Genomic DNA, 25,172 nt, shown 5'->3' on the forward strand with positions numbered 1-25,172 from the left:
GTTGGACTAATACTTTTTGCTAGGATATCAATCCCAAATATTGATTTGGTGATTGGTATCCTAGTTTTTCTTTTAATCTATTGTTATTGTAATCCTTAATCCATGTTTTCATCGCATTGATTAAGGATTTTTTGGTATCATAATGCGTATTCATCATTTCAATTTTCATGATATGGAAAAATGATTCCATTTGAGCATTATCTAAACATGTCCCCTTACGGGACATGGACTGAATAGCTTCATATTTGTTTAGTGTTTGAACCCAACTATGACTCTGGTATTGAATTCCTTGATCACTATGCACAATTGAATGCTTAACAGTGTTCTGGATTCTTTTTAGTGCCTGGTTCAACGGCTTTAATGTTAGTTCAACTGTTGGATGGCTGCTAATTCCATATGAAATGATTTTATCAGAATATAAATCCATCACTGGAGAAAGATAAACCCGATGGTTTATATCTTCATTTCCATATCTAAATTCACTTACATCTGTTGTTATCTTCTCTCCAAAACTATTAGATGAAAAATCACCATTTAAAACATTATCAGCAACATGGCCTACTTGGCCATGGTAAGAGTTATATTTACGTTTTCTTTTTCCAAATAGTTGGCACTGTAAACTGTATTTTTGCATAATTCTCTGGACTCTTTTGTGATTAACATGGTATCCATTATTGTTAAATAATGCTGTTATTCTTCTATAACCATAAGCAGGATGATCCTTAACAGCCTTTTTCACCTCAGTATCAAACTCATCATTTATTTTCGAAAGCGAAGCTTTTCTATGATGATAATAACTACTTTTAGGGAATGAAATTGATGATAATATTCTAGAAATTGCAACATCACTAAATTTTTTCACTAATAAATCAATACTTTCGTATTGATTATTAGTGCTTAGTAATTTTTCATAGGATAGTTTAATCGATAAAGCTAAATTTTGCTTTTTTAACAGTTTAATTTGCTTTACAGCGCTATTTGTGAGAACATTCTTTTGATGGGACTTACGTTTATTCATTAAATATAGGCTTCCATTCTCTAATCTCCGTTGCCATGTAAAGATGCTCGACGGAGATGCAATATTAAAATGAAGTGCTGTTTCTGGATACGACTTGTGGTAGAGGTGCATCCATTTCAGCACTTTTAATTTATACATATAAGAATATTCTTGATTATAATGTTTTGCAATAAGCGCTTTTTTACCAAATTTTTTATACGTCTTTACCCACGAGTAGATTGTTGCAACACCCTTAATGCCATATTTATGGTTCAACGTAGTTGATCCAACTCCAGAAAGGTATTCTAAAACAACTTTCAATCTAAATTCATAACTATATTTTGCCAAAATAAAGACCCCCGTATGCTGAACATTTTCTGTCCAACATACGGGGGTCTCTTCAGATATCTTAGTTGATATCCTCTTTTATTTAACATAATGATAAATAGTTTCAAAGTAATTAGTATTAATTTCATCTTTGAAGTTAAATAAGTAATCAGCAGTTTTATTACGATACCAATTAGCAACTTTTTTATCATCATTCCATGTTGTTAAAATGACACGTTTAGATAATTTATTATCTGTATATAAGGAATAAATTGAGCTCATTCCATCTGGTAATGAATTGTTATTAATAACATTATTAATTTTAGCATCCAAAATCTTTTGTTGATTTTCGTCTAGATCAACACTAATATAACTAATCGAATCATGCCAATTGTCATTTCCCATTTGACTAATTACGCTATAGTTAATGGGACTATTAAAAATAGTTTTTTGATTAGATAAATCAATTAGTTCAAAACTATCAAAATTACTAATTGAATTAAAAAGCAGTAGTTCATGACTTTTATTTTGATTCATGATGTTTTCTAAATAACTTTTACTACCAAAAGTGACATAAATGTTAGCTATCATTTTCACTCCCCCTTTACATATATTATACTAGTAACTGAATATATTAAAACAAAGGAGCATTATGATTATGAAAGTAAGGGTTCTTGGATTTTATGGAGGCTATCCTACCAATGGGATTGGAACTAGTAGCTATTTAGTTCAAAGTGGTGATTTTAACCTTTTATTGGACTGTGGAAGCAATGCATTAAACGAGCTACAAACCGTTATTGATCCACTAAAGTTAGATGCTGTAATTTTATCACATTATCATCATGATCATACTGCTGATATTGGTGTTTTACAGTACTATTGGCAATTGAACCCAGATGGTCGTAAAGAGCCAGTTTTACCCATTTACGGGCATACTGAAGATCCAATTAATTTTGCAACTTTAAATTGGGCAAATTCAACCGAAGGAATTGGATATAATGATATAAATCCAATAACAGTTGGGCCATTCACAATTTCATTTTTAAGAACCCATCATCCAGTTCCAGCATTTGCAATGAGAATTATTGATAAAGATGGAAAAGTTTTAGTTTTTACTGCTGATACTAGTTATTTTGACGGATTAATTCCATTTTCTCAAGATGCAGACTTATTAATTACCGATACAAATTTCTTTGCTGCCAAAAAGGGTTTAAAATGGCATATGACATCAAAAGAATCAGGGGATCTTGCTAAAAATGCGAATGTAAAGAAACTAATGCTTAGTCATTTACCACAAAAGGGGGACTTAAAACAGCTTGTAGAAGAAGCTAAGCTACAAACTGGATCTAATTGCGAAGTTTATAGAGCAATTCAAGATGAAACAATTATTTTATAAAAAAAGTGCTAATAGCTTTTATTTTAGTATGAATGTGAGATAATAGTAATAGTATTTTATTGTGCTAAGGAGGTGCTCATCTATGGAAATGGATAGAATTAATGACAATACCATCAGAGTTCTAATTAACAATGATGATTTAAGTGCTCATGGCATTACCGTACTAGATCTATTAGGTGACCATAAGCAAATTGAAGAATTCTTCTATAGCATTTTAGATGAAATTGATACTGATCATCAGTTCCAAGGTGACAACGAAGCTTTGACTTTTCAGGTATTACCAAATAAAAATGGGCTTGAATTATTTATTAGCAAAGCTGATCCAGATGATCCGGATAAAACTCGTCGAACTAATGACACGGTTACTGATTATATTAAAAATCAACTTCAAAATCGTGATGTAAATGATTTATCAGATATTTTTGATGAAGATGATTCTTCAAAAGAAAATGAAAATGAGATTGAAAAACCACGTCGAAGAACTTCTTACGAAGATTTAATTGTTGTGTTTAATTCCTTTGAAGATTTTATAGCATTATCAAAGCGATTAAGAATTGAGAGTGGTTCTTCTAATTTATATCTTTATGATGGTAAATACTATTTAGAAATGATGTTTTTCCGTAATCTTGATGGTTCGGGTGATGAGGTTCTTGATAATCAAATTGCTTTATCACTTGAATTTGGAAATAAGGCTAACGTTACTTCAGAAGTATTAAGTGAATATGGTAAAAGAATCATGGATACTAGTGCGTTAGAGCTAGCTAGATATTATTTTAAAGATTAATATTTAACTTATTGATAAGGACTGATTTCGATAATTTATCGAAACCAGTTTTTTTTTTATTTTATCCGATAGGGTGTTGCTTTAATTGTTTCTTCATTACTAATAAGCAAAATGGTTAGCGCCGAATTTACGATGTTTTATTCATTATATTTGAGCTTTTTCCCGTACTTTTTAGTGGAGGGATCAATAAAATGTTAATTGCATATAATGAATTTGGTAAAATGATTTCAGCTGATGATGTTGATATCAATAATGAATCTTTTTATTGTGTTAGTTGTAAAGAACCATTGATTCTTAAAAGGGGTTCAATTAAAGTTAATCACTTTGCACATCAAAGAGGCAGTGATTGCTCTTCATTTAGCGAAGGAGAGACATCTGAACATTTAATTGGAAAAAAACAATTATTTAATTTTTTTAAATTCAGCAACCCAATTCTAGAACATTATTTTAATAATTTAAAACAACGTCCAGATATTTTATTAGAAAATAATTTAATAATTGAATTTCAATGTAGTCCAATAAGTAACAAGCGACTATTAGAAAGGTTGTCAGGCTATCATTCAATTAATCATCAATCAATTTGGATTCTTGGACTACCATATTTAAAGAGAAATAATAGTTATAAAAAGTTAAAACAGTTTTTAAGATATAATCGTAAATTAGGATTTTATCTTTTGTACTGGGACTTTAAACGGGAACAAATGGAAATTCATCATCATGTTCGATTAATAATTGGTAAACTTGATTATCAAATAAAATTTATATCAAATTTCCAAGAATTCAAAATATTTATCAACCAAGATATTAAAGGTAATATTGATATAAACTTTAAGATGTTGAATGATAGATTGGTTAATAGAATCAAGGCAATGCAAAATTCGTTAATTTATAATCAAAATCGGTTAGATTCGATTCAAAATTTATGTTATGAAAATGGATTTAATATTGTGGGATATCCAATATTATTAGATTTTCCAATTATTGAAGCACCGATTATGGGTAAAAAATTAATTCAATTTAAAATTGTAATGTTAATATATCTAAAGATTTATAGATCGGTCAAAATTAGTGATTTAATAAACAAGGTTAATGCTTTTATTGGGATTGATCAGCATTTTTGTATGATAGATAATAGTGTTATTAACTATTTTATATTGAGGATTTTAAGTTTTTGGGATGAACAAGGGGTAGTTAATTTGAATCAACAATCTGTTATTCTAAAACAGATGCCAAATTGGTATGCTTCTTATGATTTAAAAATTGCTGCCCTGTTAGACAAAAAAGGGAATTAGCCCAATCGCTAATTCCCTAAATAATGTGTAAATTCGGAGTTATGTTATTTTTAACTATTTTTTGTTTTTCGTTGAATAATCCGTCTCTTTTACAAATATTAAACAAATCTTTATAATTAACTTGGTTCATTAAAATACCTGATTCAAAGGAATCACAGTCAAAGATAACTGCAGATGCTGGTTCTTTAATATTCATTTCATTAGCTAATTTTTGATCAGCCTTAAATGCATTAATTGCAAGTTCTGATCTACGATCCTCACTAAACATTTCTATATCTAATCCAGCATCTTCAGCAACTTTAAATGCAATTTCATCTGTATATTTATGATTTTTTTGAATCAACTCTTCTTGAAGTCCAATTAAAAATTTACGACCACATTTGCGTCCTTGAAATAGAGAAGCTTTATAGTCAAGAACGGTATCGTATTCAATTTTAAAATTTTTGCTTTCGTTCATTGGTCGCTTGTTATTGTTTAAATATCGATTTCGAATAATTTGCATATTCAACATTGGAATGAACTGAAATGAAAAATTTTTATCAAGGTCATCAGCTAATTTTAAAATAACATGCTCGGCTTTAAAGCAATCATTGCATAATGGATCCACAAATAAATAAGCTTCGAGCATAACAATTCCTCCTTTCAAAGATCGATAATAATAACAAGCGATTTTATTAATTCAATGTATAGAATAACAAATTTATAATAAAAAACAAAATATTTGCTTTAAAACACAAATATTATTTAAAAACACTTTCAAGTGCTTGTATTAATGTGATTGTGTTAAAATTAGTAAGGTTACTATATTCAAAGGAGGGTGATTTAATGGAAGATTGGAAGGCATTCTTGTTCCCATATCAACAAATTGTTGATGAGCTAAAAACAAAACTTCGTGGAATAAGAGCTGAGTTTATTAATGAAAACCGTAGATCACCAATCGAATTTGTCACAGGGAGAGTTAAGCCTGTAGACAGCATTAAAGAAAAAATGCAACGCCGTTATATCGAAGAATCTAGATTAAGACAAGATATGGAAGATATTGCTGGATTAAGAATTATTTGTCCGTTCATTGAAGATATTTACTATGTAGTTGATTTGCTTAGGCAAAGGTCAGATTTAAATATTTTAGAAGAACGCGATTACGTTCATAATGAAAAAGCAAGCGGTTATCGCTCATATCATATGGTTTTTGAATACACTGTTCAAAGTATTGATGGTCCTGAAGTGCTACTTGCAGAAATTCAAGTTCGAACACTTGCAATGAATTTCTGGGCAACGGTTGAGCATTCAATTAACTATAAGCATCAGGGAAATTTTCCTGAAGTACTTGAAAAAAGACTCCAAAACGTTGCAAATACAACGTATAAACTTGATGAAGAGATGTCATCAATTAGAAAAGAACTAGCAGAATATCAAGACAATAAGGAAGATTGAAATGAAAGTTGCAATTTTTAGTAACAATGGTGGGACTTCAAATGAAGTTGCTTTAAAATTAAAAAATAAAATTATTGATTCACCTAAATTAGAAATCGATGTATTAAATCCAGAAATCGTAATATCAGTTGGTGGTGATGGAACTTTATTATCTGCATTTCATCACTATAATGACGCTCTTGATCGAATTAGATTTGTTGGTATTCATACTGGTCATCTGGGATTTTATACAGATTGGCGTGATTATGAAGTTGAACAATTGATTCGTAGTTTGGAAGAGGATAATCGTCAGAGTGTTTCATATCCACTGTTGTCGATTAAAGTTAACTATGCTGATGGTGGGGCGTATGATGAACTTTTAGCTTTAAATGAATCAACATTTAAAAGAGTTAGTAGTACCATGGTAACTGATGTATATATCAAAGATGAATTTTTTGAAAAATTCAGAGGAGATGGATTATGTATTTCTACTCCTACTGGATCGACTGCATATAATAAGGCAGTTGGTGGGGCAATTATCAATCCCCAATTAAATGCGATTCAAGTTTCGGAAATGGCATCGATTAATAATCGGGTGTTCAGAACAATGGGTTCCCCAATTATTATTCCACCTAACGAATGGATTACGCTCATTCCAGATAATAAAGAAAATAATATTTTAACTTGTGATCAGATGCTAGTTAAGGACCGTCCAATTGAATCTATCAGTTATCAAATATCTGAACAAAGAATTGCGTTTGCTCAGTATCGACATACTCATTTCTGGAAACGAGTTGGGAATTCATTTATTGGTGTAAACAATAATGACAAAATTTAATTGGGCGTATGATGGGGATTCTCCCAAAAGGGTTCGGACGCTTTTAATTGAACATGGAGTAACTAGAACTTTGTTAAAGAAGGTCAAGTTTCATGGTGGTAAAATAATTGTAAATGGCGAAGAGCAGCGTGCTAATTACATGTTATCAGGTGGGGATGTCGTAACATTAGTTTTACCACCAGAATTAAATAATGACCATGTGCCAGCATCCTTTTTACCAATTGATATTGCATATGAGGATGAACATTTTTTAGTAGTTAATAAGCCGCCATTTTTATCGACTGTTCCTAACCATAATTATGCTGGAGATACTTTAGTTAATCGGGTAAAGGGATATTACTTAAATCAGCATTATTCTAATCTTAAAATTCATGTTGTTACCAGGTTAGATAAGGATACTAGTGGACTTGTGATCTTTGCAAAGCACCATCTTTCGCATTCTGTTTTGGATAAGCAGTTGAAGCAGCATTCAATTGTTAAAATGTATACCGCAATTGTTGAGGGTCGATTTGATTATCAACATGGTGAAATCGATTTACCGATTGGTAGGGATGATGATTCCTTTGTTAAAAGAATTGTTCGGGATGATGGAAAACCATCTAAAACCGAGTTTTGGCAACTTGATTATGGGAATGCTGATTCTTTGCTACGGATTCGTTTACATACAGGTCGAACGCACCAGATCAGAGTTCACTTTTCAAGTATTGGCCATCCGTTAATCGGTGATTGGCTCTATAACTCGGACAATCATTCGATGAAAAGACAGGCACTACACTGTTATTATATTAAATTTTTTAATCCATTTTCCCAACAGTTTATTGTGTGCCATGCTTCATTACCAGATGATATGCAAAACGCAATTTGGCAACAACTATAAATTAAATTATACTATTTTCGGGAGGAATCAAAATGGCTAATCATATTGTTTTATTTGAACCATTAATGCCAGCTAATACTGGTAATATCGCAAGAACTTGTGCTGGAACCGATACAATACTTGATTTGATTGAACCATTGGGTTTTTCAGTTGATGATAAGCATTTAAAAAGGGCTGGATTGGATTATTGGGATAAGGTTAACATCAATTATCATCCTAATTTACCTGCATTTATGGATAGTTTAAAACCAAATTCTAAATTATTCTTGGTTTCTAAGTTTTCCGAACAAGATTACACCCAGCCTGATTATTCAGAATCCATTGACGGTGATTTTTACTTTCTATTTGGAAAAGAAACCACTGGCTTGCCTGAAATGTTCATGCGTAAGAATGCAGAAAAAGCGATTCGGATTCCACAGGATGATACGCACATTAGAGCATTGAACTTATCAAATTCGTGTGCAATCGTCATTTATGAGGTTCTAAGACAACAGAACTTTAACTCACTTGAAAGAACTCACACCTATGAGCATGATAAGCTAAAATAAAAATGGAACCCATTACTGAGTTCCATTTTTGATATTATTTTAAGGTGTTTTAATTATTATATAATGAGCTAGCAACGGGTAGCAGAACACCTAATACTAAAAAGATAATCATTAACCAAACAACAGTGGTAACGATTTTTTGGAAGGTGCTCTTTTTCTTTTTTGCCAATTGTATCCCTCGCTTTCGGTATTTAGTAACTTAAATATAAGTTTACAGTTAGATAGACGGTTTTGCAACTGTTGCAATATTAATTTATGATAGGATCTGGTATTTTGTTAAGGATTATTTTTCAAATATTAATAATAATAATAACATCAATTTTGGCTGTAATAATTAAAAAGAATTTTAAATTTTCTTTTTTGAAGGGGATTAAGCCAATTGATTTCTTATTACCCTTTTGGTTTTTTTATACTTATACTAACACCGTTAGTACATCCTTTTATGATTACTTAGCGTGGATTTTGATTCCATTTGTATTATTTGCAATTATTATTTTTTCGACAGAATTTTTTAAAAAGGGCGATGTGAACTGGAAAAAATCAATTAAATTAATTTGGCGGATAGGGGATATCCTTTTTCCATTTATTTGGATAGTTTCCATTTTTATAGTCTAAAAGATACCGAAAACATGTTCGGTATCTTTTTATATTTTATTAAATCTATGGAAGATGTAGTATAAAGCCCGTTATCGTGGTAAAATTTAAGCATACGATGGGGTAAATGGATAAAGCCAGTTTAAATTATCGTGTTTTAATGAATAAATTTGTTTTATTAAGGGGTATTTAGTATTGATTAAATTTGACCATCAAACTGTATTGTTAATGGAAGCTGTAAAAGAATTAAATATTCAACCAGATGGTGATTATGTTGATTGTACCCTAGGTGGCGGTGGACATAGTTCTAAAATATTACAGAATCTTTCTAATGGTCATTTGTATGCCTTTGACCAAGATCAAGTGGCAATTGACTATAATAGAACCCACCTTGCTAAATACCTTAAACAAAATGAATTGACGTTTATTCATGATAATTTCCGTAATTTGAAGCAAGACCTTAATAAAATGGGGATTTCTTCAGTGAACGGTATTTTATATGATCTGGGGGTCTCCTCACCTCAGTTTGACGATGCTGAACGAGGGTTTAGTTATCGAAAGAACGCCCGTCTTGATATGCGAATGGATCAAAGAAATCCATTGGATGCTTGGAAGGTTGTTAATGAATGGTCGTATGATCAATTAGTGCGGATTTTTTTCCGTTATGGTGAAGAAAAGTTTGCTAAACAAATTGCCAGAGTGATCGAAAGAAGACGCTTAGACCAAACAATTGATACAACTGATGATTTAGTTGAAGTTATTAAAGAAGGAATTCCAGCTGCGGCACGTCGCCATGGTGGTCATCCTGCTAAGAAGGTTTTTCAAGCAATTAGAATTGCTGTTAATGATGAATTAGGAGCATTAGAAGCATCTTTGGAACAAGCTATTGACATGATTAAGGTTGGTGGGCGAGTTAGTGTGATTACTTTCCAATCACTTGAAGATCGATTAGTAAAAAATATTTTTAAAGAAAAAACATCTATTCAAGATGTTCCCCAGGGATTACCAATAATTCCAGACAGCTTAAAACCAGATTTTAAATTAGTTAGTCGCAAGCCGATTTTACCTACTAGGGATGAAATTGAAGTCAATCATCGTTCCCATAGTGCTAAGTTAAGGGTAATTGAACGAATTAAATAAATTAATGGATAGGAGATGATGATGCTTATGATGGAAAAAAGTTTGTATATGCAAACCCCAGACGAGGGGTTATCTTCTGGTGGTGTTCAAGAAGGCAGACGCGTTCGCCATTCCAGAAGCCCCAAACCACATAAAAACGCAAAAATATCTGCGATTGAGAAGGTTTTTTATTTTCTTCTTTTATGTGCACTGCTAGCTATTACATTAATTTCAATTAGTGCTAAAGTTGGTCTTACTAATGCACAACAAAAGTTACAAAATGTAAACCAAAATGTTGAAAAATTACATAACGATAATGGAAATCTAAAGCAAGAAATTAGTGAACTACAAAGCAGTAGTAGGTTACAAAAAATTGCTCAAGAAAAAGGTTTATCGCTTTCTAATAATAATATAAGGAATGTTAGAAAATGAGTAAGAAGTCATTAATTGGAAAACGAACAATTAAAAGAAATCGGAAAATATATGGGGTAGGCCTCTTTGGTTTATCCCTTTTCGTTTTTGTATTATTAGCATTTAGATTCTCATACATTGGATTTTTTAAAAATGTGAGTGATGTTAATTTAATAAAACAGGCACAAAAACTTTATACCCAAACTAGTGTTTTAAAATCAAAACGAGGAACGATCTATGATGCTAATAACCAACCGATTGCGGAGGATACTAGCACCTATTCGATATACGCTGTTTTAGATAAGAGTCAAAAAAGTGTTAATGGTAAGCCGATTTACGTTGATAATAAAAAGAAGGTAGCGCGAGCGCTTTCTAAAATATTACCAATTTCATATAAGCGGGCACTAAAAGATTTAAACCCAGCAAATAAGAAGGCTTTTCAAGTTGAGTTCGGGAGTGCTGGGCAAAACATTTCACTTACGACTAAGCAAAAAATTGATGATCAGCATTTGCGCGGGATTAATTTCATTCAACAACAATCACGGCTCTATCCAAATGGAATCTTTGCTTCACATTTAATTGGAATTGCTTCTCCAGTTACCAATGAAAAGACTGATAATACTACTTTGGTTGGTCAAATGGGGATTGAAAAAGCTTTCAATAACTATTTAACTGGGACTGACGGAATTAAAAAAGTGCAAAACGATGTCTATGGTTATCAATTACCCAATGGTGTAAAGAAGGACAAGCCTGCTAAAAATGGTGACAACATTTACACAACGCTTGATTATCGATTACAAACACTTTTAGAAACTGAAATGTCGAACGTTTATGCACAAGTTCATCCTTCCTCTATGAATGCGGTCTTGATGAATGCTAAAACTGGTGAAATTCTTGCAGCAACGCAAAGACCGACTTTTAATGCGACTAATAAACAGGGGATTAGTAATATTTGGCGAGATACATTGGTCGAAGATCAATATGAACCAGGTTCAACAATGAAGATTTTCACGATGGCTGCTGCAATTAATAGTAATCATTATAATGGGAATGCATACTATCAATCTGGTAAGTACGATATTGATGGTAATATTGTCCCTGATTGGAATCCTAGTGGTTGGGGAACGATTACCTATAACAAGGGGTTTGCGTTGTCTAGTAACGTTGCAATGGCTCATTTGGAACAGAGCATGGGGGCTAGTACCTGGTTAAATTACATTAAGCGATTTGATTTCTTGAAGAGTGCCAATACTGGCCTTTATGGTGAACAAATTGGTAGTATTCAATTTAAATATCCAATTGAACGTGCTAATACCGCATTTGGTCAAGGGATACAAGTAACTGCAATGCAAGTAATGAGAGCGCTATCAGCAATTTCAAATGATGGGAAAATGCTTCAGCCACATATCATCTCGAAAATTGTAAATCCAAATAATGGTAAAGTTGTAAAATCATACCCAAAAAAGGTAGTTGGGAATCCAATTACTGCTAAAACAGCTAAAGAGGTTCGTGAACACATGGAAGACGTTGTTTATAAGCCTTATGGAATTGGTTCAGATTATAAAATTCCTGGATATCGAATTGCAGCTAAAACGGGAACTGCTCAAGTCAGTAACGGAAATGGTGGTTATGCATCAGGAGATGATAGTTACCTATATTCTGTTGCAGGAATGGCACCAGCTAATGATCCTAAATATGTGATGTACATTACAATGAAGCAGCCTAACTTAACTGGTAAATTAACCGCTTCACAATATTTAGCAGAAATTTTTAATCCAGTTATGAAACGAGCATTATCTGATGCAGATGAAAGTACAGCTAATAATAATAGTGCTTACGTAAAGATGCCCAATTTAACTGGCGATAGTATTTCAGATGCTAATGATAAACTAAAGGCTGCTGGACTGCAGGCAACGATTGTTGGAAGCGGTGATACAATCACTAAACAATCAATCGTTAGCGGTGAACGGGTTCTAAAAAACCGTAAGATTATTTTAATAACCAACGGACCACAAAGAATGATCAGTTTAAAGGGTTGGAGTGAATCAGATGTTGCTATTTACTGTCAGCTAACTGGTCTGAAACTAAAAGCCAGTGGTGAAGGCTCTTTACAAAAACAGAGTATTAATTCTGGTGATTTAATTGAGTCGAATGAGACGCTTAGTGTTAAATTTAATAAATAATAAGGATTGATAAAGTTATGGATTGGATTATACCAATACTAGTTAGTTTTTTAATTACATTGCTTGGAATGCCAAAATTAATTAATTATTTTAGATCTAAGCATGAGGGACAAATGATTAGAGAAGAAGGCCCCAAATGGCATGAAAAGAAGTCTGGGACTCCAACAATGGGTGGATTATGGTTTATTATTGCAATCATCATTACCAGTGTCTGCTATTCAATTTTGGTTGGCCAAATGAAGCCGACTTTACTGATCTTACTATTCATATTAGTTCTATATGGATTGTTGGGGATGTGGGATGATAGTATAAAATTGTTTAAGCGCCAAAACGAGGGGCTTAAAGCATGGCAAAAATTTTTAGGCCAAATTATAGGTGGAATTGTATTTACATGGGTGTTTAGTGCCTATTTTCCATTAGCATTGAGAATCCCAGGAATTGGTAATATTCATTTGGGATGGTTATATGCAATTTTTATAATTATTTGGTTAACTGGGTTCTCTAACGCTGTTAATTTAACTGACGGATTAGACGGTTTAGTTTCGGGCTTATCTATTATTGCGTTTGCTGCTTATGGATTTATTGCTTATTTTCAGCATCAATTTGAGGTTGTGATTTTTTGTTCAGCAGTCGTTGGTGCAATGATTGCATTTATTATTTTTAATCATAAACCAGCTAAAATTTTTATGGGGGATATGGGTTCATTAGCATTGGGCGGTGCATTAGCTGCCGTTTCAATACTGGTTCATCATGAATTATCATTAATTTGGATTGGAATTATATTTGTAATTGAGACCCTAAGCGTTATCATGCAGGTAACATCTTTTAAACTAACTGGGAAAAGAATCTTTAAAATGTCACCAATTCATCATCATTTTGAAATGAGTGGTTGGTCTGAATTGAAAGTTGATATTGTATTTTGGCTTGTGGGTTTATTCGCAGCAATTACTGGAGTCCTATTCATTATTTAATTATTTTTGATTAACTTGGAGGCAGTGAAATGAAATCAATTAGTGATTATCAAAATAAAAATGTTTTAGTATTAGGTGCTGGAAAAAGTGGTATCAATGCTGCGAATTTATTAATTCGACTAGGTGCTAAAGTTACCTTGAATGATTCACAACCAGAATCCAAACTAACCGGTTTAGATCAATTAAATCAAGCAGTGAGCTTAATAGTTGGTGGTCATCCTGATGACTTATTGGATGCACACTTTGATTTAATGGTTAAGAATCCAGGAATTAATTATGATAATGTAGTAGTAAGAAGAGCAATGGCACTAAAAATACCAATTATCACTGAAGTTGAACTAGCAAGTGAAATCAATGAGGGTGAATTGATTTGTGTGACCGGTAGTAATGGTAAAACAACCACTACTACCATGATTACTAAAATGTTAAATCAGGAACGTAACGCTGGTAAGGCATATTCTGTCGGAAACATCGGAATTTCTGCTTCTAAAGTTGCTGAACAAACAACGCCGACTGATACGGTAGTTATGGAAATTTCTAGTTTTATGTTGCTCGGTATTACTAAATTACATCCTCACATTGCCGTTCTAACTAATATTTTTGCTAATCACTTAGATTACCATAAAACACGTGAAAATTACGTTAAAGCTAAGATGCGCATTACAATGAATCAAAATGCTGATGATTTTTTTGTGGTTAATTTTGATTCAGAAGAATTACAAACGTTAAGTCAACAAAGTCATGCTCAAATTGTTCCGTTCTCTAGACTAGCAAAATCTAAGGATGGTGCATACGCAGAAGATGGGCGGCTATATTTTAAGCATGATTATATTATGGATGCTGATGAAATCAGGATTCCAGGTGAACAAAACGTTGAAAATGCACTAGCAGCAATTGCAGTGGCTAAAATTATGGGAAAATCAAATCAAGCAATTAAGCATGTTTTAACTACATTTGGAGGCGTTCGACATCGGGTTCAATATGTTTTAACCGCAGATGGCAGAAAGTTTTATAATGACTCAAAGGCAACTGATATTGAGGCTACCCAAATGGCTTTAAGAGGTTTTAATGATCCAATCGTGCTACTAGCTGGTGGGTTAGATCGGGGCTATACATTTGATAAGTTAATTCCTGATTTATCGAAACACGTTAAGGGCATTGTGTTATTTGGTGAAACTAAACATTTATTAGCTGATGCTGCTAAACAGGCTCAAGTTCCACAAATTAAATTGGTTGATACTTTAGATGATGCAGTGCCAGCCGCTTATGAAATGAGTAACCCCGGTGATATTGTTCTGCTTTCGCCAGCTAATGCTAGTTGGGATCAATTTAAGACGTTTGAGGTTCGTGGAGATGAATTTATAAGGGATGTTGAGAAACTAACTGGAAAACAGGAGGAAAAATAATGCGCTTGATTGTATCTGGTGGTGGAACTGGTGGTCATATTTATCCAGCACTAGCGTTAATTGAAGAAGTAAAAAAACAAGCCCCTGATTCTGAAATTCTTTATATCGGTTCTACGCGTGGACTTGAAAAAAATATTGTCCCACAAAAAGGGATTCCATTTAAGGAACTTAAGATTCAAGGCTTTAAAAGGTCATTGTCACTTGAAAACTTTAAAACAGTTGGTTTATTCTTGAAAAGTGTCCATGATTCGAAAAAAATTATTAAGCAATTCAAACCTGACATGGTCATTGGGACTGGTGGATATGTTTCTGGTGCCGTAGTCTATGCTGCTCATAAGATGCACATTAAAACTATGATTCACGAACAAAATAGCATTGTTGGGCTAACGAATCGTTTTTTGGCCAGGTATGTAGACAAAATTGGAATTGCCTTTCATGCTGCAGCAAAGGAATTTCCTAAGGACAAGGTCGTTTTTGTTGGTAATCCCAGAGCCCAACAAGCTGCTAGTGTGGTAAGTCATTTTAATTGGTCTGAATATGGATTAAAGGATAATGTACCAACTGTTTTAATTTTTGGTGGGAGCCAAGGAGCTTTGAAAATCAATGAATCAACAATTGGTGCAATGCAGGCATTTAGTCAAAGAAGTTATCAAGTACTGTTTGTTACTGGCCAGAATCGATATGAGACGGTTTCAGAAGAACTAGGTAAATATAAATTAGGAGCCAACATCGTTATTAAACCTTATATTTCTAACATGCCAGAAATGCTACCCAAGGTGGATTTGATCGTTGGTCGAGCTGGAGCAACTAGTCTTGCTGAAATTACTGCAATTGGGATTCCTGCAATTTTAATTCCTAGTCCTTACGTTACCGCTGATCATCAAACCAAAAATGCAAAGAGTTTAGTTGATAACGGTGCTGCTTTAATGATTACAGAGGATGATTTAAATGCTCAGACGTTGGTACAAAATATTGATAAATTAATGCATGATGATAAAAAAAGATTGGAAATGGCCCAGAAATCCAAAGAAATTGGGGTTCCTGATGCGGCCACTAAATTATATAAGGTAATGTGTACTGTTATTGATGCTTAATTTAGAGAGGAGTTTGTTAGATGGTTAAAAAAATAAAATTTGATCAAAATGATTCTGTTAAACAGACTCCTTGGGAACAATATCAGAAGCGTTATCAAAAGAGTCAAAAGATAAAGAAAAGTTATTTTAGCAATAATCCACTTAACTTTAAATTTAATTTAGTGTTATTTAAGTTTAGTCTTGCTATGAGCATCTTATTGTTATTGTTACTTTTTCTTATATACTTAGTTTCACCATTAAGTAGGATTGCTGGACGTTCAGTTGAAGGGGAAAAGAAACTAAATTCTAGTGATATCGTTACCTCAATGCCAATAAAAAATGGCGATTCAGTAATTTATGCTTTTAATCATCATCAACAAATTATTAATGATTTTTTAAAGCGAAATCCACAGGTTAAGACCGCTGACTTTAAAATTACGAACTTTAATCATGTTCGGTTTAAGATAGTGGAATATGGTACAGCTGGTTATTTGTACAGCAAGGGTAAATATTATATTGTCGTTGATAATGGCGAAATAATAAATCGGTATTTACTTTCACCATCAACTAATTTGCCAATTTTCGTTAATTTCAAACCAAATAATAATTTAAAATCAATTACAATTCAGTATAGTAAATTATCCAAATCAATTAAGAGTAACATTATTAAAATTCAAAAGGATCCGACTAGTTATAATCCAGAAAGGATTAAATTGACTATGCACGATAAAAACATTGTATATGCAAAAAGTGATACTTTTGGTTCGAAAATGAATTATTATCCTTCAATTGTTTCTAAAATAAAAAAACCATCCGTGGTTAACTTAGAAGTGGGGGCTTATTCATATCCAATCAAAAGTAAAAAATAATGTTAATTCTTATTAGTTAATCTTTTGTAATTAAGCTGTTTGTGTTAAAATTATCATGATTTTAAACGATTTATTATTACTATAAATATAAATAAAATGGAGTCAATTTTAATATCAATTATTAAAAATAATCTAATACATTGGAGGTTTCCCGGCTAATATGGATAATTCAGGATTATATGTTGGACTGGATATTGGAACGACCTCAATCAAGGTTATTGTTGCTGAAGAAGTTAAGGGACAAATGAATGTCTTAGGAGTTGGAAATTCTAATTCTGAGGGTGTTGATAGGGGAATCATCGTTGACATCGATAAAGCAGCTCAATCAATTAAAAACGCGGTAAATCAAGCTGAAGAAAAGGCTAGCATCCAAATTCAAGATGTTGTAGTTGGAATTCCCGCTAATTTGATTAAGATTGAACCTTGTAGCGGAATGGTTGCAATTTCTGATCAATCAAGAGAAATTAAAGATACGGATGTACAACAAGTTACGATTTCTGCAATGGTAAAGAACTTACCACCAGAGAGACAGGTTATTGATGCAATTCCTGATCAGTTTATCGTTGACGGGTTTGATGGAATTAAAGATCCACGTGGAATGGTTGGGGTCCGCTTAGAGATGCGTGGTCATATTATTACGGGACCTAAGACCATTATTCATAACGTTGAACGAGCAGTTCAAAAAGCAGGCTTAAACATTGAATCTACGATTGTAAGTCCACTAGCATTGGGAAAATACCTACTTGACGATGGTGAACAGGATTTTGGGACGATTTTAGTTGATTTAGGTGGTGGTCAATCTACTGCTTCAGTAATTCATGATCGCCAATTAAAGTACACTACCGTCGATAAAGAGGGTGGCGAGTTTATTACTAAGGACATTTCAGTAGTTTTAAACACTTCAATGGAGAGCGCTGAAAAGTTAAAACGAGACTACGGTTATGCTGATTCAATGGATGCTTCCGACGAAAGTAAGTTTCCAGTTGATGTTGTTGGCCAGAGTCAGTCTTCTCAAATATCAGAAAAAATTCTTTCTGAAATCATCCAGGCACGCCTTGAACAAATATTTGACCGTCTCAAGCAAGGTTTAAGTAGCGTTTCAGCTTTGGGATTACCAGGTGGGATTGTACTTACTGGTGGTGTTTCAGCACTTCCAGGGATTGATACTTTGGCAGCAGATACCTTTAATAATAATGTTAAGGTATTCGTTCCAAATCAAATGGGATTAAGACATCCTTCATATGCATTGTCATTAGCTTTGGTTTCATATCGAGCTAATATGAGTGAAATTGAAGTGCTAGTTCGTTCTGTCCTAAAAAGCGGTGCAACATTTAAAGCGAATAACATTGATAATAATGTTGATTCTAATGATCACGATAATGAATTAGAAGATGGGCAGTTTGATGAAAACGAATCTTATGATGAGCCCAAATCACGTTCTAAAAATAAAAAGAAGATTGGTAAATCAATTACTAATTTTTTTCGCAACTTACTTGACGACTAATTAAACGGAGGAATTTACAATGGAATTTTCACTAGATGCATCTGAAAATAAGGGTGCCAAAATAAAAGTAATTGGGATTGGTGGCGGAGGTAGTAATGCTGTTAATCGAATGATTGCGGATGATGTAAAGGGTGTTGAATTCATCGTTGCAAATACCGATGTTCAAGCATTAGATACTTCTCAAGCTGAAACCAAAATTCAATTAGGGCCTAAGTTAACACGTGGGCTAGGAGCCGGTTCTAACCCTGAAGTGGGAAGTAAGGCAGCTGAAGAAAGCGAAGAAGCAATTGGAGAAGCCCTTGAGGGTGCCGACATGGTTTTTGTTACTGCTGGAATGGGTGGTGGTACTGGTAATGGAGCTGCGCCAATTGCAGCCAAAATTGCTAAGGATCAAGGCGCCTTGACCGTTGGGGTTGTTACCCGTCCATTTAGTTTTGAAGGACCTAAGCGTTCTCGCTATGCTGCCGAAGGTGTTTCAGCCTTAAAGGAAAATGTCGATACCTTAATCGTGATTGCTAATAATCGCTTGTTAGAAATGGTTGATAAAAAGACACCAATGATGGAAGCTTTTAAAGAAGCTGATAATGTTTTACGGCAAGGGGTCCAAGGAATTTCAGACTTAATTACAAACCCTGGTTACGTTAATTTGGATTTTGCTGACGTTAAGACAGTAATGCAAAATCAAGGTTCAGCTTTAATGGGAGTTGGCTCTGCTACTGGTGAAAATAGAACTGCTGAAGCAACTAAGAAAGCCATCTCTTCACCATTATTAGAAGCTTCAATCGATGGTGCACAACAAGTGCTTTTGAATATTACTGGTGGGCCTGACTTATCATTATTCGAAGCTCAAGATGCTTCTTCAATCGTTGCTCAATCAACTAGTAGTGATGTTAACATTATCTTTGGGACTTCAATTGATAAGGATTTAGGAGATGAAGTTCGAGTTACGGTTATTGCAACTGGAATCGACAAGGGAAATAGTGACCATCCACAAACGACTAGAAATATTAACGCTGGAAATGCTACGACCCCTAGAAGTAGTGACCTAAACAATAATAATGTGACTAAACCTCGCCACCAATCTCAGGTCGATCCTGTTGATAATTGGGATATTAATAATCAACCATCAAATGGTAATGATCAACGGAATTCAGAAAAAGAACATTCTAGTTTTGACCCATTTGACGCTAATAATATTGACACAAATTCGAACAACAATAATGATGATTCAGATGATGATTTACCACCATTCTTCAAGTTTCGTCGTCGTAATAAATAATTCATTACTTGAGGGGAGTGGCTCTTTTGTCTGATAAATTTAAATTTAGTAAGTTTTTTGGCCTTGACGATGATGATGAGGATGAATTGCAACGGCCTAAAAAGGATAATGTTAATCAATCAACACCTCAAATTCACCATGAGAAGCCAAAACCAAATCCTTCCTTTTCGCAAAATGATAAGAAAATCGTTTCAATTCAACAAAAGCAAACCCCAAATAGTAAAATTTCAATTTTTGAACCACGCATTTATTCAGATGCTAAAAAAATTGCCGGTAGTTTAATTGATAATAATGCCGCAATTGTTAACTTTTCTCATACAGATAGTAATTCTGTGACACGGATCATTGATTTTTTAAGCGGGACTGTTTTTACTCTAGATGGCAATGTTGAACGAATTGGCAGTCGGGTTTTTCTTTTCACTCCTCACAAATTTGAAATTGATGGAGATGAGAAGAAGGGTTTAGGTGATCGCTTTAGATAAGGAGCTGGACTAACAAAATATGCTAGTTACCACTATTGACCTGATCTTTTTTATTTTAAATGGATTGATATCTATTTACATGTTAATGATTGCAGTTAGCTGTTTATTAACATGGTTACCAAACGCTTCGTTTTCAACGTTTGGTCAATTTATCGGTCGATTTGTAAATCCATTTTTACGGTTATTTAGTTTTGCAAGAATTGGAATGGTGGATATATCGCCATTAATTGCTTTAATCTTGCTCCAATTACTGCAGAGTGTTTTAGGAAGAATTGAATTCCTGGTATTAAGTTTATTATGAATGCAAATATAGAACAACATTTTAGAAAAGATGAAATTCCTTTTTTGGAGTTAATGGATGACTTGGTTAACCAGTCAATTAATGAATATCGTCCAATTTTAACTAGTTTTTTGAACCCCAGACAAGTTTATTTATTAACGATAATTGTTAATAGTCATGAAGATGTTAGTCTTTCTTGTTTCGGGGGATTACATAATTCTGAAATGAAACGGGCTTTAGTTTATCCTAGTTATTTTGAACCAACAACTGATGATTTTAGACTGTGTCTTTTTGAAATTAATTATCCAGTTAAATTTGCTAATTTACACCATAGTCAAATTTTAGGCACTTTAATTGGTTCCGGAATTGAAAGAAACGTGATTGGTGATATTCTATTTGATGGGACTCGCTGGCAGTTCGTAACTGAGGTTGAGATGGAAACGTACCTAAGAAATCAAATTGATCGAATTGGCAAGATTAAAGTCCATTTGAAGCCGTTACCCATTAATAAAATGATTGAACCATTAAATGAATGGAAAACAATCAATACAACGGCATCATCACTTAGAATTGATAATATTATTTCAAAAGGATTTAATATTTCGAGAAACATTGCCAAAGAGTTGGTTACACATGGTAAAATACATTTAAATTGGGGTGAATTTAATCGCCCTGATTATGAACTTGAAATTAATGATGTTTTATCAGTTCGTGGATATGGACGGCTTAAAGTTACGCAAATAACGGGTGTTAGTCGCCGTAATAAGTTGCGGATTAGTTTATCGATACTAAAAAAATGATCTGGGGGAATGAACATGGTATTAAGTCCACAGGATATTCATAACAAAGAATTTTCAGTTAAAATGCGCGGGTATAATATTGATCAAGTTAATGACTTTTTGGATCAAATTATCAAGGACTATCAAATTACAATTAAGCAAAATGATGATTTAAGGGCTGCTTTAAATGATACTCAAGCCAAGCTAAAACACTTTAATGATTTGCAAAATTCGCTTAATCAATCAATTTTAGTTGCGCAACAAGCCGCTGATCAAGTTAAAAATAGTGCTAATGGTGAAGCACAGGTGGTCGTTAATAATGCTAATCAACAAGCTAATAATATTATTAACGACGCTAATCAACGTGCTAATCAAATCATTTATGAAGCTACCCAACAGGCAAATTCTTTAAATTCGGAAATTAGTACATTAAAGCAATCTACTAAATCATTTAGAGAAAAAATCTTACATTTACTACAGGGTCAGCTAGACTTTATCCAAAGCAGTAATTGGGATGACGTTTTAAATACTGGTCAAGATAAATCTATTAATGATTTATTGCATAATCTTGACAACTCACAATCTAAGAGTGTAGAATCAAATCAAGATTCAAATATGGTTAGTGGACCAAGTCAGTTTGGTGATCCAACCGTTGTCTACTATCCAGATGGATCTTCAAGATAAATTTAATAATAATTATTGAATGGGGTAGCGAAAGTGTAAAGTTCCTTAAGCGAGTCGGAGAATGGTGAGAGTTCGACAGGATCATTTTATTATTTTCCATCAACCCTGGCTATTATACATAGTCAATTCAATTATCAAATAAGAGAATTTATATATTCTAAAATTGGGTGGTACCACGGAAGATTTCGTCCCTTGGATGAGGTCTTTTTTTGTATATAAATTCAAAAGGAGTGGATTGGAATGCGAGTAAAGGATACATTGAATTTAGGTAAGACCAAATTTAAAATGCGTGGAAACTTACCAGTAAAAGAAGTTGAACGCCAAAATGTATGGGCAGAAAATAAAGTTTATGAACAACGCCAAAAGTTAAATGAAGGCAAGCCTTCTTTTGTACTTCATGATGGACCTCCATATGCTAATGGTGATATTCACATGGGACACGCAATGAACAAGATTTCAAAGGACTTTATCGTTCGTTACAAATCCATGAATGGCTTTAGATCACCATACGTTCCTGGTTGGGATACTCACGGTCTTCCAATTGAACAAAAGCTTACTCAAGCTGGTTATGATCGTAAAAAAATGAGTACCAATGATTTCAGAAAATTGTGTCATGACTATGCCTTAAAGCAAGTTGACCGTCAAAAAGCTGAATTTAAGCGTCTTGGGGTTGGTGGAGAATGGGATAACCCATACCTAACTTTAGCGCCAGAATTTGAAGCTGCTGAAATTAGAGTTTTTGGTAAGATGGCAGAAAGTGGTTTAATTTACCGCGGTTTGAAGCCTGTTATTTGGTCATGGTCATCTGAATCAGCATTGGCAGAAGCCGAAGTTGAATATCATGACGTTACTTCCCCATCCGCATTTTATGGTGAAAAAGTGGTTGATGGTAAGGGCGTCTTAGATGATAATACTTATTTAGCTGTTTGGACCACTACTCCTTGGACCATTCCAGCTTCAATGGGAATCACGGTTTCAGCTGATTTTGATTACTCAGTTGTTAAACCAGAGGGTGACGATCGGAAGTTTGTTGTTGCTACTGACCTATTAAGCAAGGATGCTGAATTGTTCGGCTGGGACAATTATGAAGTAGTGAAAACCCTTAAGGGTAAGGATTTGGAATATGTTGAAGCAGAACATCCATTTGATCCTAGTCGTCATTTATTAACGATGTTGGGTGATTTTGTTACTTTAGATGCAGGGACTGGGTTAGTGCATACCGCTCCTGGATTTGGGGACGATGACTACCAAGTTGGTAAGAAGTATGGCTTAGACGTCTTCGTTGATGTTGATTCAAAGGGATACTTAACTAAGGAAGCTGGTAAGGACTTCGAAGGGGTCTTCTACGAAGATGCGAACCAAATTTCATTAGATAAGTTAAAAGAATTAAACTTAATGCTTAAGTACATGCCAATTGAACATAGTTACCCATTTGATTGGCGGACTAAAAAACCAATCATTTATCGAGCAACGACCCAATGGTTTGCTTCCGTTGATAAAATTAAGGACAAGATTTTAGCAGCGATTGATGAAGTTAAATTTAAGCCTGACTGGGGTCAAAAGCGGCTTCACAATATGATTGCTAACCGTGGTGATTGGGTAATTTCCAGACAACGGGTTTGGGGAGTTCCACTTCCAATCTTCTACGGTGAAGATGGAACCCCAATCATTGAAAAAGAAACTGTTGACCATGTTGCCGATCTATTTGGCAAGTACGGTTCAGATGTTTGGTTTGAACGTGAAGCTAAGGATCTATTACCTGAAGGCTACACTAATGAACACTCACCAAATGGTAAGTTTACTAAGGAAAATGACATCATGGATGTTTGGTTCGATTCTGGTTCATCTCACCAAGGGGTGCTTGCAGAACGTTCATACCTTACTTATCCATCTGATATGTACTTGGAAGGGTCTGACCAATACCGTGGTTGGTTCAACTCTAGTTTAATCACTAGTGTTGCTGTTTCTGGGCATGCGCCATACAAACAATTGGTCTCACAAGGATTTACACTTGATGGTGAAGGTCACAAGATGAGTAAGTCCCTTGGAAACACTATTGCACCTTCAGAAGTGATCGAGAAGATGGGGGCAGATATCGTTAGAACCTGGGTTACTTCAGTTGATACTTCTGCTGATGTACGGGTTTCAATGGCAAACTTTGTTAAGGTGTCTGACAGTTACAAGAAGATCAGAAATACGATTAGATACATGCTTGCTAATACTAGTGACTATGATCCAAAGACAAATGCGGTGCCATTTGAAAAAATGAGTGCTTTAGATCAATTTATGTCAGTAAAATTGAACCACTTTATTGCTGAAGTGAAGGGTTACTATGACAGCTATGATTTCTTGAGCATTTACAAGACCGTATTAAAGTTCGTGAATGCTGATCTATCAGCTTTCTACTTGGATATTGCCAAGGATATTTTATATATTGATGCTAAGGACAGTGCTTCTAGACGCTCAATGCAAACCGTTGTGTACAATGCAGTAGTTGCATTAACGAAGTTATTAACCCCTGTAATGCCACACACAACTGAAGAAGTTTGGCAATTCTTGAAGGAACCAGAAGAATTTGCACAATTATCAGAAATGCCAGTTCCAGAAAAATTTGCGAACGAAGATGCATTACTTACTAATTGGAATCAATTCATGAATGTTCGTGAGAACGTTTTGAAGTCGCTTGAAGAAGTTCGTGATCAAAAACTAATTGGGAAGGCTTCAGAAGCTAAGTTAACCCTTTACCTTAGTGAAAAAGATCAACAATTATTACAAGACTTAAATACCAATGTTAAACAAGTGCTATTGGTTTCTCAACTTGATGTTAAGGATTACCAAGAAGCTCCTGCTGATGCTGATAAGTACGGTGATGATGTTGCGATTACCGTTGAAAAGGCTGAAGGTAAGGTTTGTGAACGTTGTCGTTTAGTTACTCAAGATGTTGGGGCTGATCCTGACTATCCTGAATTCTGTCAACGTTGTGCCGCAATTGTTAAACAAGAATTCCCTGAAACTGCTACTGAAGGTTTCACTGAATAATCAAAAAGCTGGGAGTTTTCCCAGCTT

Annotated in this window: 26 protein-coding genes; 22 read left to right on the plus strand and 4 right to left on the minus strand. The window is 33.9% G+C overall.

From position 1 onward, the window contains the following. Positions 1–19: 19 nt before the first annotated feature. On the minus strand, positions 20–1,345 hold the full coding sequence (locus ACSYTE_RS03510) for an IS3 family transposase (RefSeq protein ID WP_491716077.1): 1,326 nt from the start codon (positions 1,343–1,345) through the stop codon (positions 20–22). Between the two features lie 78 nt (positions 1,346–1,423). Continuing rightward, complete coding sequence (locus ACSYTE_RS03515) at positions 1,424–1,915, minus strand: hypothetical protein (protein ID WP_491716085.1); 492 nt, start codon at positions 1,913–1,915, stop codon at positions 1,424–1,426. 67 nt (positions 1,916–1,982) lie between these two features. On the opposite strand from ACSYTE_RS03515, the gene ACSYTE_RS03520 reads away from it, so the two are divergent. The 3 genes from ACSYTE_RS03520 to ACSYTE_RS03530 all read left to right on the plus strand — a co-directional run bounded on the left by ACSYTE_RS03520 (position 1,983) and on the right by ACSYTE_RS03530 (position 4,796). Beyond that, entirely contained in the window at positions 1,983–2,720 is a 738-nt protein-coding gene (locus tag ACSYTE_RS03520; protein ID WP_491717290.1) for an MBL fold metallo-hydrolase, read from the plus strand. A gap of 82 nt (positions 2,721–2,802) precedes the next feature. Further along, positions 2,803–3,504, plus strand: coding sequence for an adaptor protein MecA (locus tag ACSYTE_RS03525; RefSeq protein WP_491716086.1), 702 nt, complete (start codon positions 2,803–2,805; stop codon positions 3,502–3,504). A gap of 191 nt (positions 3,505–3,695) precedes the next feature. Further along, positions 3,696–4,796, plus strand: coding sequence for a competence protein CoiA (locus ACSYTE_RS03530; protein ID WP_491716087.1), 1,101 nt, complete (start codon positions 3,696–3,698; stop codon positions 4,794–4,796). A 16-nt stretch (positions 4,797–4,812) separates the two neighbouring features. Here ACSYTE_RS03530 and ACSYTE_RS03535 read toward each other — a convergent pair whose 3' ends face one another. Next, positions 4,813–5,424 (minus strand): DsbA family protein, encoded by a 612-nt coding sequence (locus tag ACSYTE_RS03535; protein WP_491716088.1) that lies wholly within the window; start codon positions 5,422–5,424, stop codon positions 4,813–4,815. 197 nt (positions 5,425–5,621) lie between these two features. Between ACSYTE_RS03535 and ACSYTE_RS03540 the strand changes: the two genes are divergently transcribed. Genes ACSYTE_RS03540 through ACSYTE_RS03555 form a run of 4 tightly spaced genes read left to right on the plus strand, consistent with a single transcriptional unit; the run spans position 5,622 to position 8,472 of the window. Continuing rightward, entirely contained in the window at positions 5,622–6,230 is a 609-nt protein-coding gene (locus ACSYTE_RS03540) for a GTP pyrophosphokinase (RefSeq protein ID WP_491716089.1), read from the plus strand. 1 nt (position 6,231) lies between these two features. Beyond that, the gene (locus tag ACSYTE_RS03545) at positions 6,232–7,047 is read left to right on the plus strand and encodes an NAD kinase (protein WP_491716090.1); all 816 of its coding nucleotides are present in this window, start codon (positions 6,232–6,234) and stop codon (positions 7,045–7,047) included. Beyond that, entirely contained in the window at positions 7,034–7,924 is an 891-nt protein-coding gene (locus tag ACSYTE_RS03550; protein ID WP_491716091.1) for an RluA family pseudouridine synthase, read from the plus strand. Before ACSYTE_RS03545 ends, ACSYTE_RS03550 begins: the two co-directional genes overlap by 14 nt. Before the next feature lie 32 nt (positions 7,925–7,956). Next, the gene (locus tag ACSYTE_RS03555) at positions 7,957–8,472 is read left to right on the plus strand and encodes a tRNA (cytidine(34)-2'-O)-methyltransferase (RefSeq protein WP_491716092.1); all 516 of its coding nucleotides are present in this window, start codon (positions 7,957–7,959) and stop codon (positions 8,470–8,472) included. Positions 8,473–8,521: 49 nt separating this feature from the next. On the opposite strand, the gene ACSYTE_RS03560 is transcribed toward ACSYTE_RS03555, so the two are convergent. Continuing rightward, entirely contained in the window at positions 8,522–8,641 is a 120-nt protein-coding gene (locus tag ACSYTE_RS03560; protein WP_491716093.1) for a DUF4044 domain-containing protein, read from the minus strand. A gap of 86 nt (positions 8,642–8,727) precedes the next feature. On the opposite strand from ACSYTE_RS03560, the gene ACSYTE_RS03565 reads away from it, so the two are divergent. The 15 genes from ACSYTE_RS03565 (at position 8,728) to ileS (ending at position 25,145) form a co-directional block, all read left to right on the plus strand. Then, on the plus strand, positions 8,728–9,087 hold the full coding sequence (locus ACSYTE_RS03565; RefSeq protein WP_491716094.1) for a DUF3397 family protein: 360 nt from the start codon (positions 8,728–8,730) through the stop codon (positions 9,085–9,087). Between the two features lie 174 nt (positions 9,088–9,261). Next, the gene (gene rsmH, locus ACSYTE_RS03570) at positions 9,262–10,206 is read left to right on the plus strand and encodes a 16S rRNA (cytosine(1402)-N(4))-methyltransferase RsmH (RefSeq protein WP_491716095.1); all 945 of its coding nucleotides are present in this window, start codon (positions 9,262–9,264) and stop codon (positions 10,204–10,206) included. Positions 10,207–10,233: 27 nt separating this feature from the next. After that, positions 10,234–10,617 (plus strand): cell division protein FtsL, encoded by a 384-nt coding sequence (gene ftsL / locus ACSYTE_RS03575; RefSeq protein WP_491716096.1) that lies wholly within the window; start codon positions 10,234–10,236, stop codon positions 10,615–10,617. Beyond that, a complete protein-coding gene (locus ACSYTE_RS03580; protein WP_491716097.1) occupies positions 10,614–12,779 on the plus strand; it encodes a penicillin-binding transpeptidase domain-containing protein in 2,166 nt (721 codons plus the stop codon). The genes ftsL and ACSYTE_RS03580 overlap by 4 nt, the downstream gene beginning before the upstream one ends. 17 nt (positions 12,780–12,796) lie before the next feature. Further along, positions 12,797–13,750, plus strand: a complete 954-nt coding sequence (gene mraY, locus ACSYTE_RS03585; protein WP_491716098.1) for a phospho-N-acetylmuramoyl-pentapeptide-transferase — start codon at positions 12,797–12,799, stop codon at positions 13,748–13,750. A gap of 29 nt (positions 13,751–13,779) precedes the next feature. Further along, complete coding sequence (gene murD, locus ACSYTE_RS03590) at positions 13,780–15,156, plus strand: UDP-N-acetylmuramoyl-L-alanine--D-glutamate ligase (protein ID WP_491716099.1); 1,377 nt, start codon at positions 13,780–13,782, stop codon at positions 15,154–15,156. After that, a complete protein-coding gene (murG, locus tag ACSYTE_RS03595; protein WP_491716100.1) occupies positions 15,156–16,250 on the plus strand; it encodes an undecaprenyldiphospho-muramoylpentapeptide beta-N-acetylglucosaminyltransferase in 1,095 nt (364 codons plus the stop codon). The genes murD and murG overlap by 1 nt, the downstream gene beginning before the upstream one ends. A gap of 20 nt (positions 16,251–16,270) precedes the next feature. After that, on the plus strand, positions 16,271–17,098 hold the full coding sequence (locus ACSYTE_RS03600) for a cell division protein FtsQ/DivIB (RefSeq protein ID WP_491716101.1): 828 nt from the start codon (positions 16,271–16,273) through the stop codon (positions 17,096–17,098). A gap of 160 nt (positions 17,099–17,258) precedes the next feature. Further along, positions 17,259–18,602: a cell division protein FtsA gene (gene ftsA, locus ACSYTE_RS03605; RefSeq protein ID WP_491716102.1), complete on the plus strand. Its 1,344-nt coding sequence runs from the start codon at positions 17,259–17,261 to the stop codon at positions 18,600–18,602. A 19-nt stretch (positions 18,603–18,621) separates the two neighbouring features. Next, positions 18,622–19,881 (plus strand): cell division protein FtsZ, encoded by a 1,260-nt coding sequence (ftsZ, locus tag ACSYTE_RS03610; RefSeq protein WP_491716103.1) that lies wholly within the window; start codon positions 18,622–18,624, stop codon positions 19,879–19,881. Between the two features lie 26 nt (positions 19,882–19,907). Then, a complete protein-coding gene (locus ACSYTE_RS03615; RefSeq protein ID WP_491716104.1) occupies positions 19,908–20,363 on the plus strand; it encodes a cell division protein SepF in 456 nt (151 codons plus the stop codon). A 19-nt stretch (positions 20,364–20,382) separates the two neighbouring features. Next, the gene (locus tag ACSYTE_RS03620) at positions 20,383–20,664 is read left to right on the plus strand and encodes a YggT family protein (RefSeq protein WP_491716105.1); all 282 of its coding nucleotides are present in this window, start codon (positions 20,383–20,385) and stop codon (positions 20,662–20,664) included. Further along, a complete protein-coding gene (locus tag ACSYTE_RS03625; protein ID WP_491716106.1) occupies positions 20,661–21,443 on the plus strand; it encodes a YlmH family RNA-binding protein in 783 nt (260 codons plus the stop codon). The genes ACSYTE_RS03620 and ACSYTE_RS03625 overlap by 4 nt, the downstream gene beginning before the upstream one ends. Positions 21,444–21,458: 15 nt before the next feature. Continuing rightward, positions 21,459–22,106, plus strand: a complete 648-nt coding sequence (locus ACSYTE_RS03630) for a DivIVA domain-containing protein (RefSeq protein ID WP_491716107.1) — start codon at positions 21,459–21,461, stop codon at positions 22,104–22,106. A gap of 240 nt (positions 22,107–22,346) precedes the next feature. Continuing rightward, a complete protein-coding gene (gene ileS, locus ACSYTE_RS03635; protein WP_491716108.1) occupies positions 22,347–25,145 on the plus strand; it encodes an isoleucine--tRNA ligase in 2,799 nt (932 codons plus the stop codon). The last annotated feature ends 27 nt before the right edge of the window (positions 25,146–25,172 follow it).

It is taken from the genome of Nicoliella sp. ESL1120, from assembly GCF_058508515.1.

What these genes read in the sequence shown, in the direction of transcription:
- ACSYTE_RS03515 (WP_491716085.1), bottom strand. Translation starts at nt 1,915, where the DNA reads ATGATAGCTAACATTTATGTCACTTTTGGTAGTAAAAGTTATTTAGAA.
- ACSYTE_RS03520 (WP_491717290.1), top strand. Translation starts at nt 1,983, where the DNA reads ATGAAAGTAAGGGTTCTTGGATTTTATGGAGGCTATCCTACCAATGGG.
- ACSYTE_RS03525 (WP_491716086.1), top strand. Translation starts at nt 2,803, where the DNA reads ATGGAAATGGATAGAATTAATGACAATACCATCAGAGTTCTAATTAAC.
- ACSYTE_RS03530 (WP_491716087.1), top strand. Translation starts at nt 3,696, where the DNA reads ATGTTAATTGCATATAATGAATTTGGTAAAATGATTTCAGCTGATGAT.
- ACSYTE_RS03535 (WP_491716088.1), bottom strand. Translation starts at nt 5,424, where the DNA reads ATGCTCGAAGCTTATTTATTTGTGGATCCATTATGCAATGATTGCTTT.
- ACSYTE_RS03540 (WP_491716089.1), top strand. Translation starts at nt 5,622, where the DNA reads ATGGAAGATTGGAAGGCATTCTTGTTCCCATATCAACAAATTGTTGAT.
- ACSYTE_RS03545 (WP_491716090.1), top strand. Translation starts at nt 6,232, where the DNA reads ATGAAAGTTGCAATTTTTAGTAACAATGGTGGGACTTCAAATGAAGTT.
- ACSYTE_RS03550 (WP_491716091.1), top strand. Translation starts at nt 7,034, where the DNA reads ATGACAAAATTTAATTGGGCGTATGATGGGGATTCTCCCAAAAGGGTT.
- ACSYTE_RS03555 (WP_491716092.1), top strand. Translation starts at nt 7,957, where the DNA reads ATGGCTAATCATATTGTTTTATTTGAACCATTAATGCCAGCTAATACT.
- ACSYTE_RS03565 (WP_491716094.1), top strand. Translation starts at nt 8,728, where the DNA reads ATGATAGGATCTGGTATTTTGTTAAGGATTATTTTTCAAATATTAATA.
- ftsL (WP_491716096.1), top strand. Translation starts at nt 10,234, where the DNA reads ATGATGGAAAAAAGTTTGTATATGCAAACCCCAGACGAGGGGTTATCT.
- ACSYTE_RS03580 (WP_491716097.1), top strand. Translation starts at nt 10,614, where the DNA reads ATGAGTAAGAAGTCATTAATTGGAAAACGAACAATTAAAAGAAATCGG.
- mraY (WP_491716098.1), top strand. Translation starts at nt 12,797, where the DNA reads ATGGATTGGATTATACCAATACTAGTTAGTTTTTTAATTACATTGCTT.
- murD (WP_491716099.1), top strand. Translation starts at nt 13,780, where the DNA reads ATGAAATCAATTAGTGATTATCAAAATAAAAATGTTTTAGTATTAGGT.
- murG (WP_491716100.1), top strand. Translation starts at nt 15,156, where the DNA reads ATGCGCTTGATTGTATCTGGTGGTGGAACTGGTGGTCATATTTATCCA.
- ACSYTE_RS03600 (WP_491716101.1), top strand. Translation starts at nt 16,271, where the DNA reads ATGGTTAAAAAAATAAAATTTGATCAAAATGATTCTGTTAAACAGACT.
- ftsA (WP_491716102.1), top strand. Translation starts at nt 17,259, where the DNA reads ATGGATAATTCAGGATTATATGTTGGACTGGATATTGGAACGACCTCA.
- ftsZ (WP_491716103.1), top strand. Translation starts at nt 18,622, where the DNA reads ATGGAATTTTCACTAGATGCATCTGAAAATAAGGGTGCCAAAATAAAA.
- ACSYTE_RS03620 (WP_491716105.1), top strand. Translation starts at nt 20,383, where the DNA reads ATGCTAGTTACCACTATTGACCTGATCTTTTTTATTTTAAATGGATTG.
- ACSYTE_RS03625 (WP_491716106.1), top strand. Translation starts at nt 20,661, where the DNA reads ATGAATGCAAATATAGAACAACATTTTAGAAAAGATGAAATTCCTTTT.
- ACSYTE_RS03630 (WP_491716107.1), top strand. Translation starts at nt 21,459, where the DNA reads ATGGTATTAAGTCCACAGGATATTCATAACAAAGAATTTTCAGTTAAA.
- ileS (WP_491716108.1), top strand. Translation starts at nt 22,347, where the DNA reads ATGCGAGTAAAGGATACATTGAATTTAGGTAAGACCAAATTTAAAATG.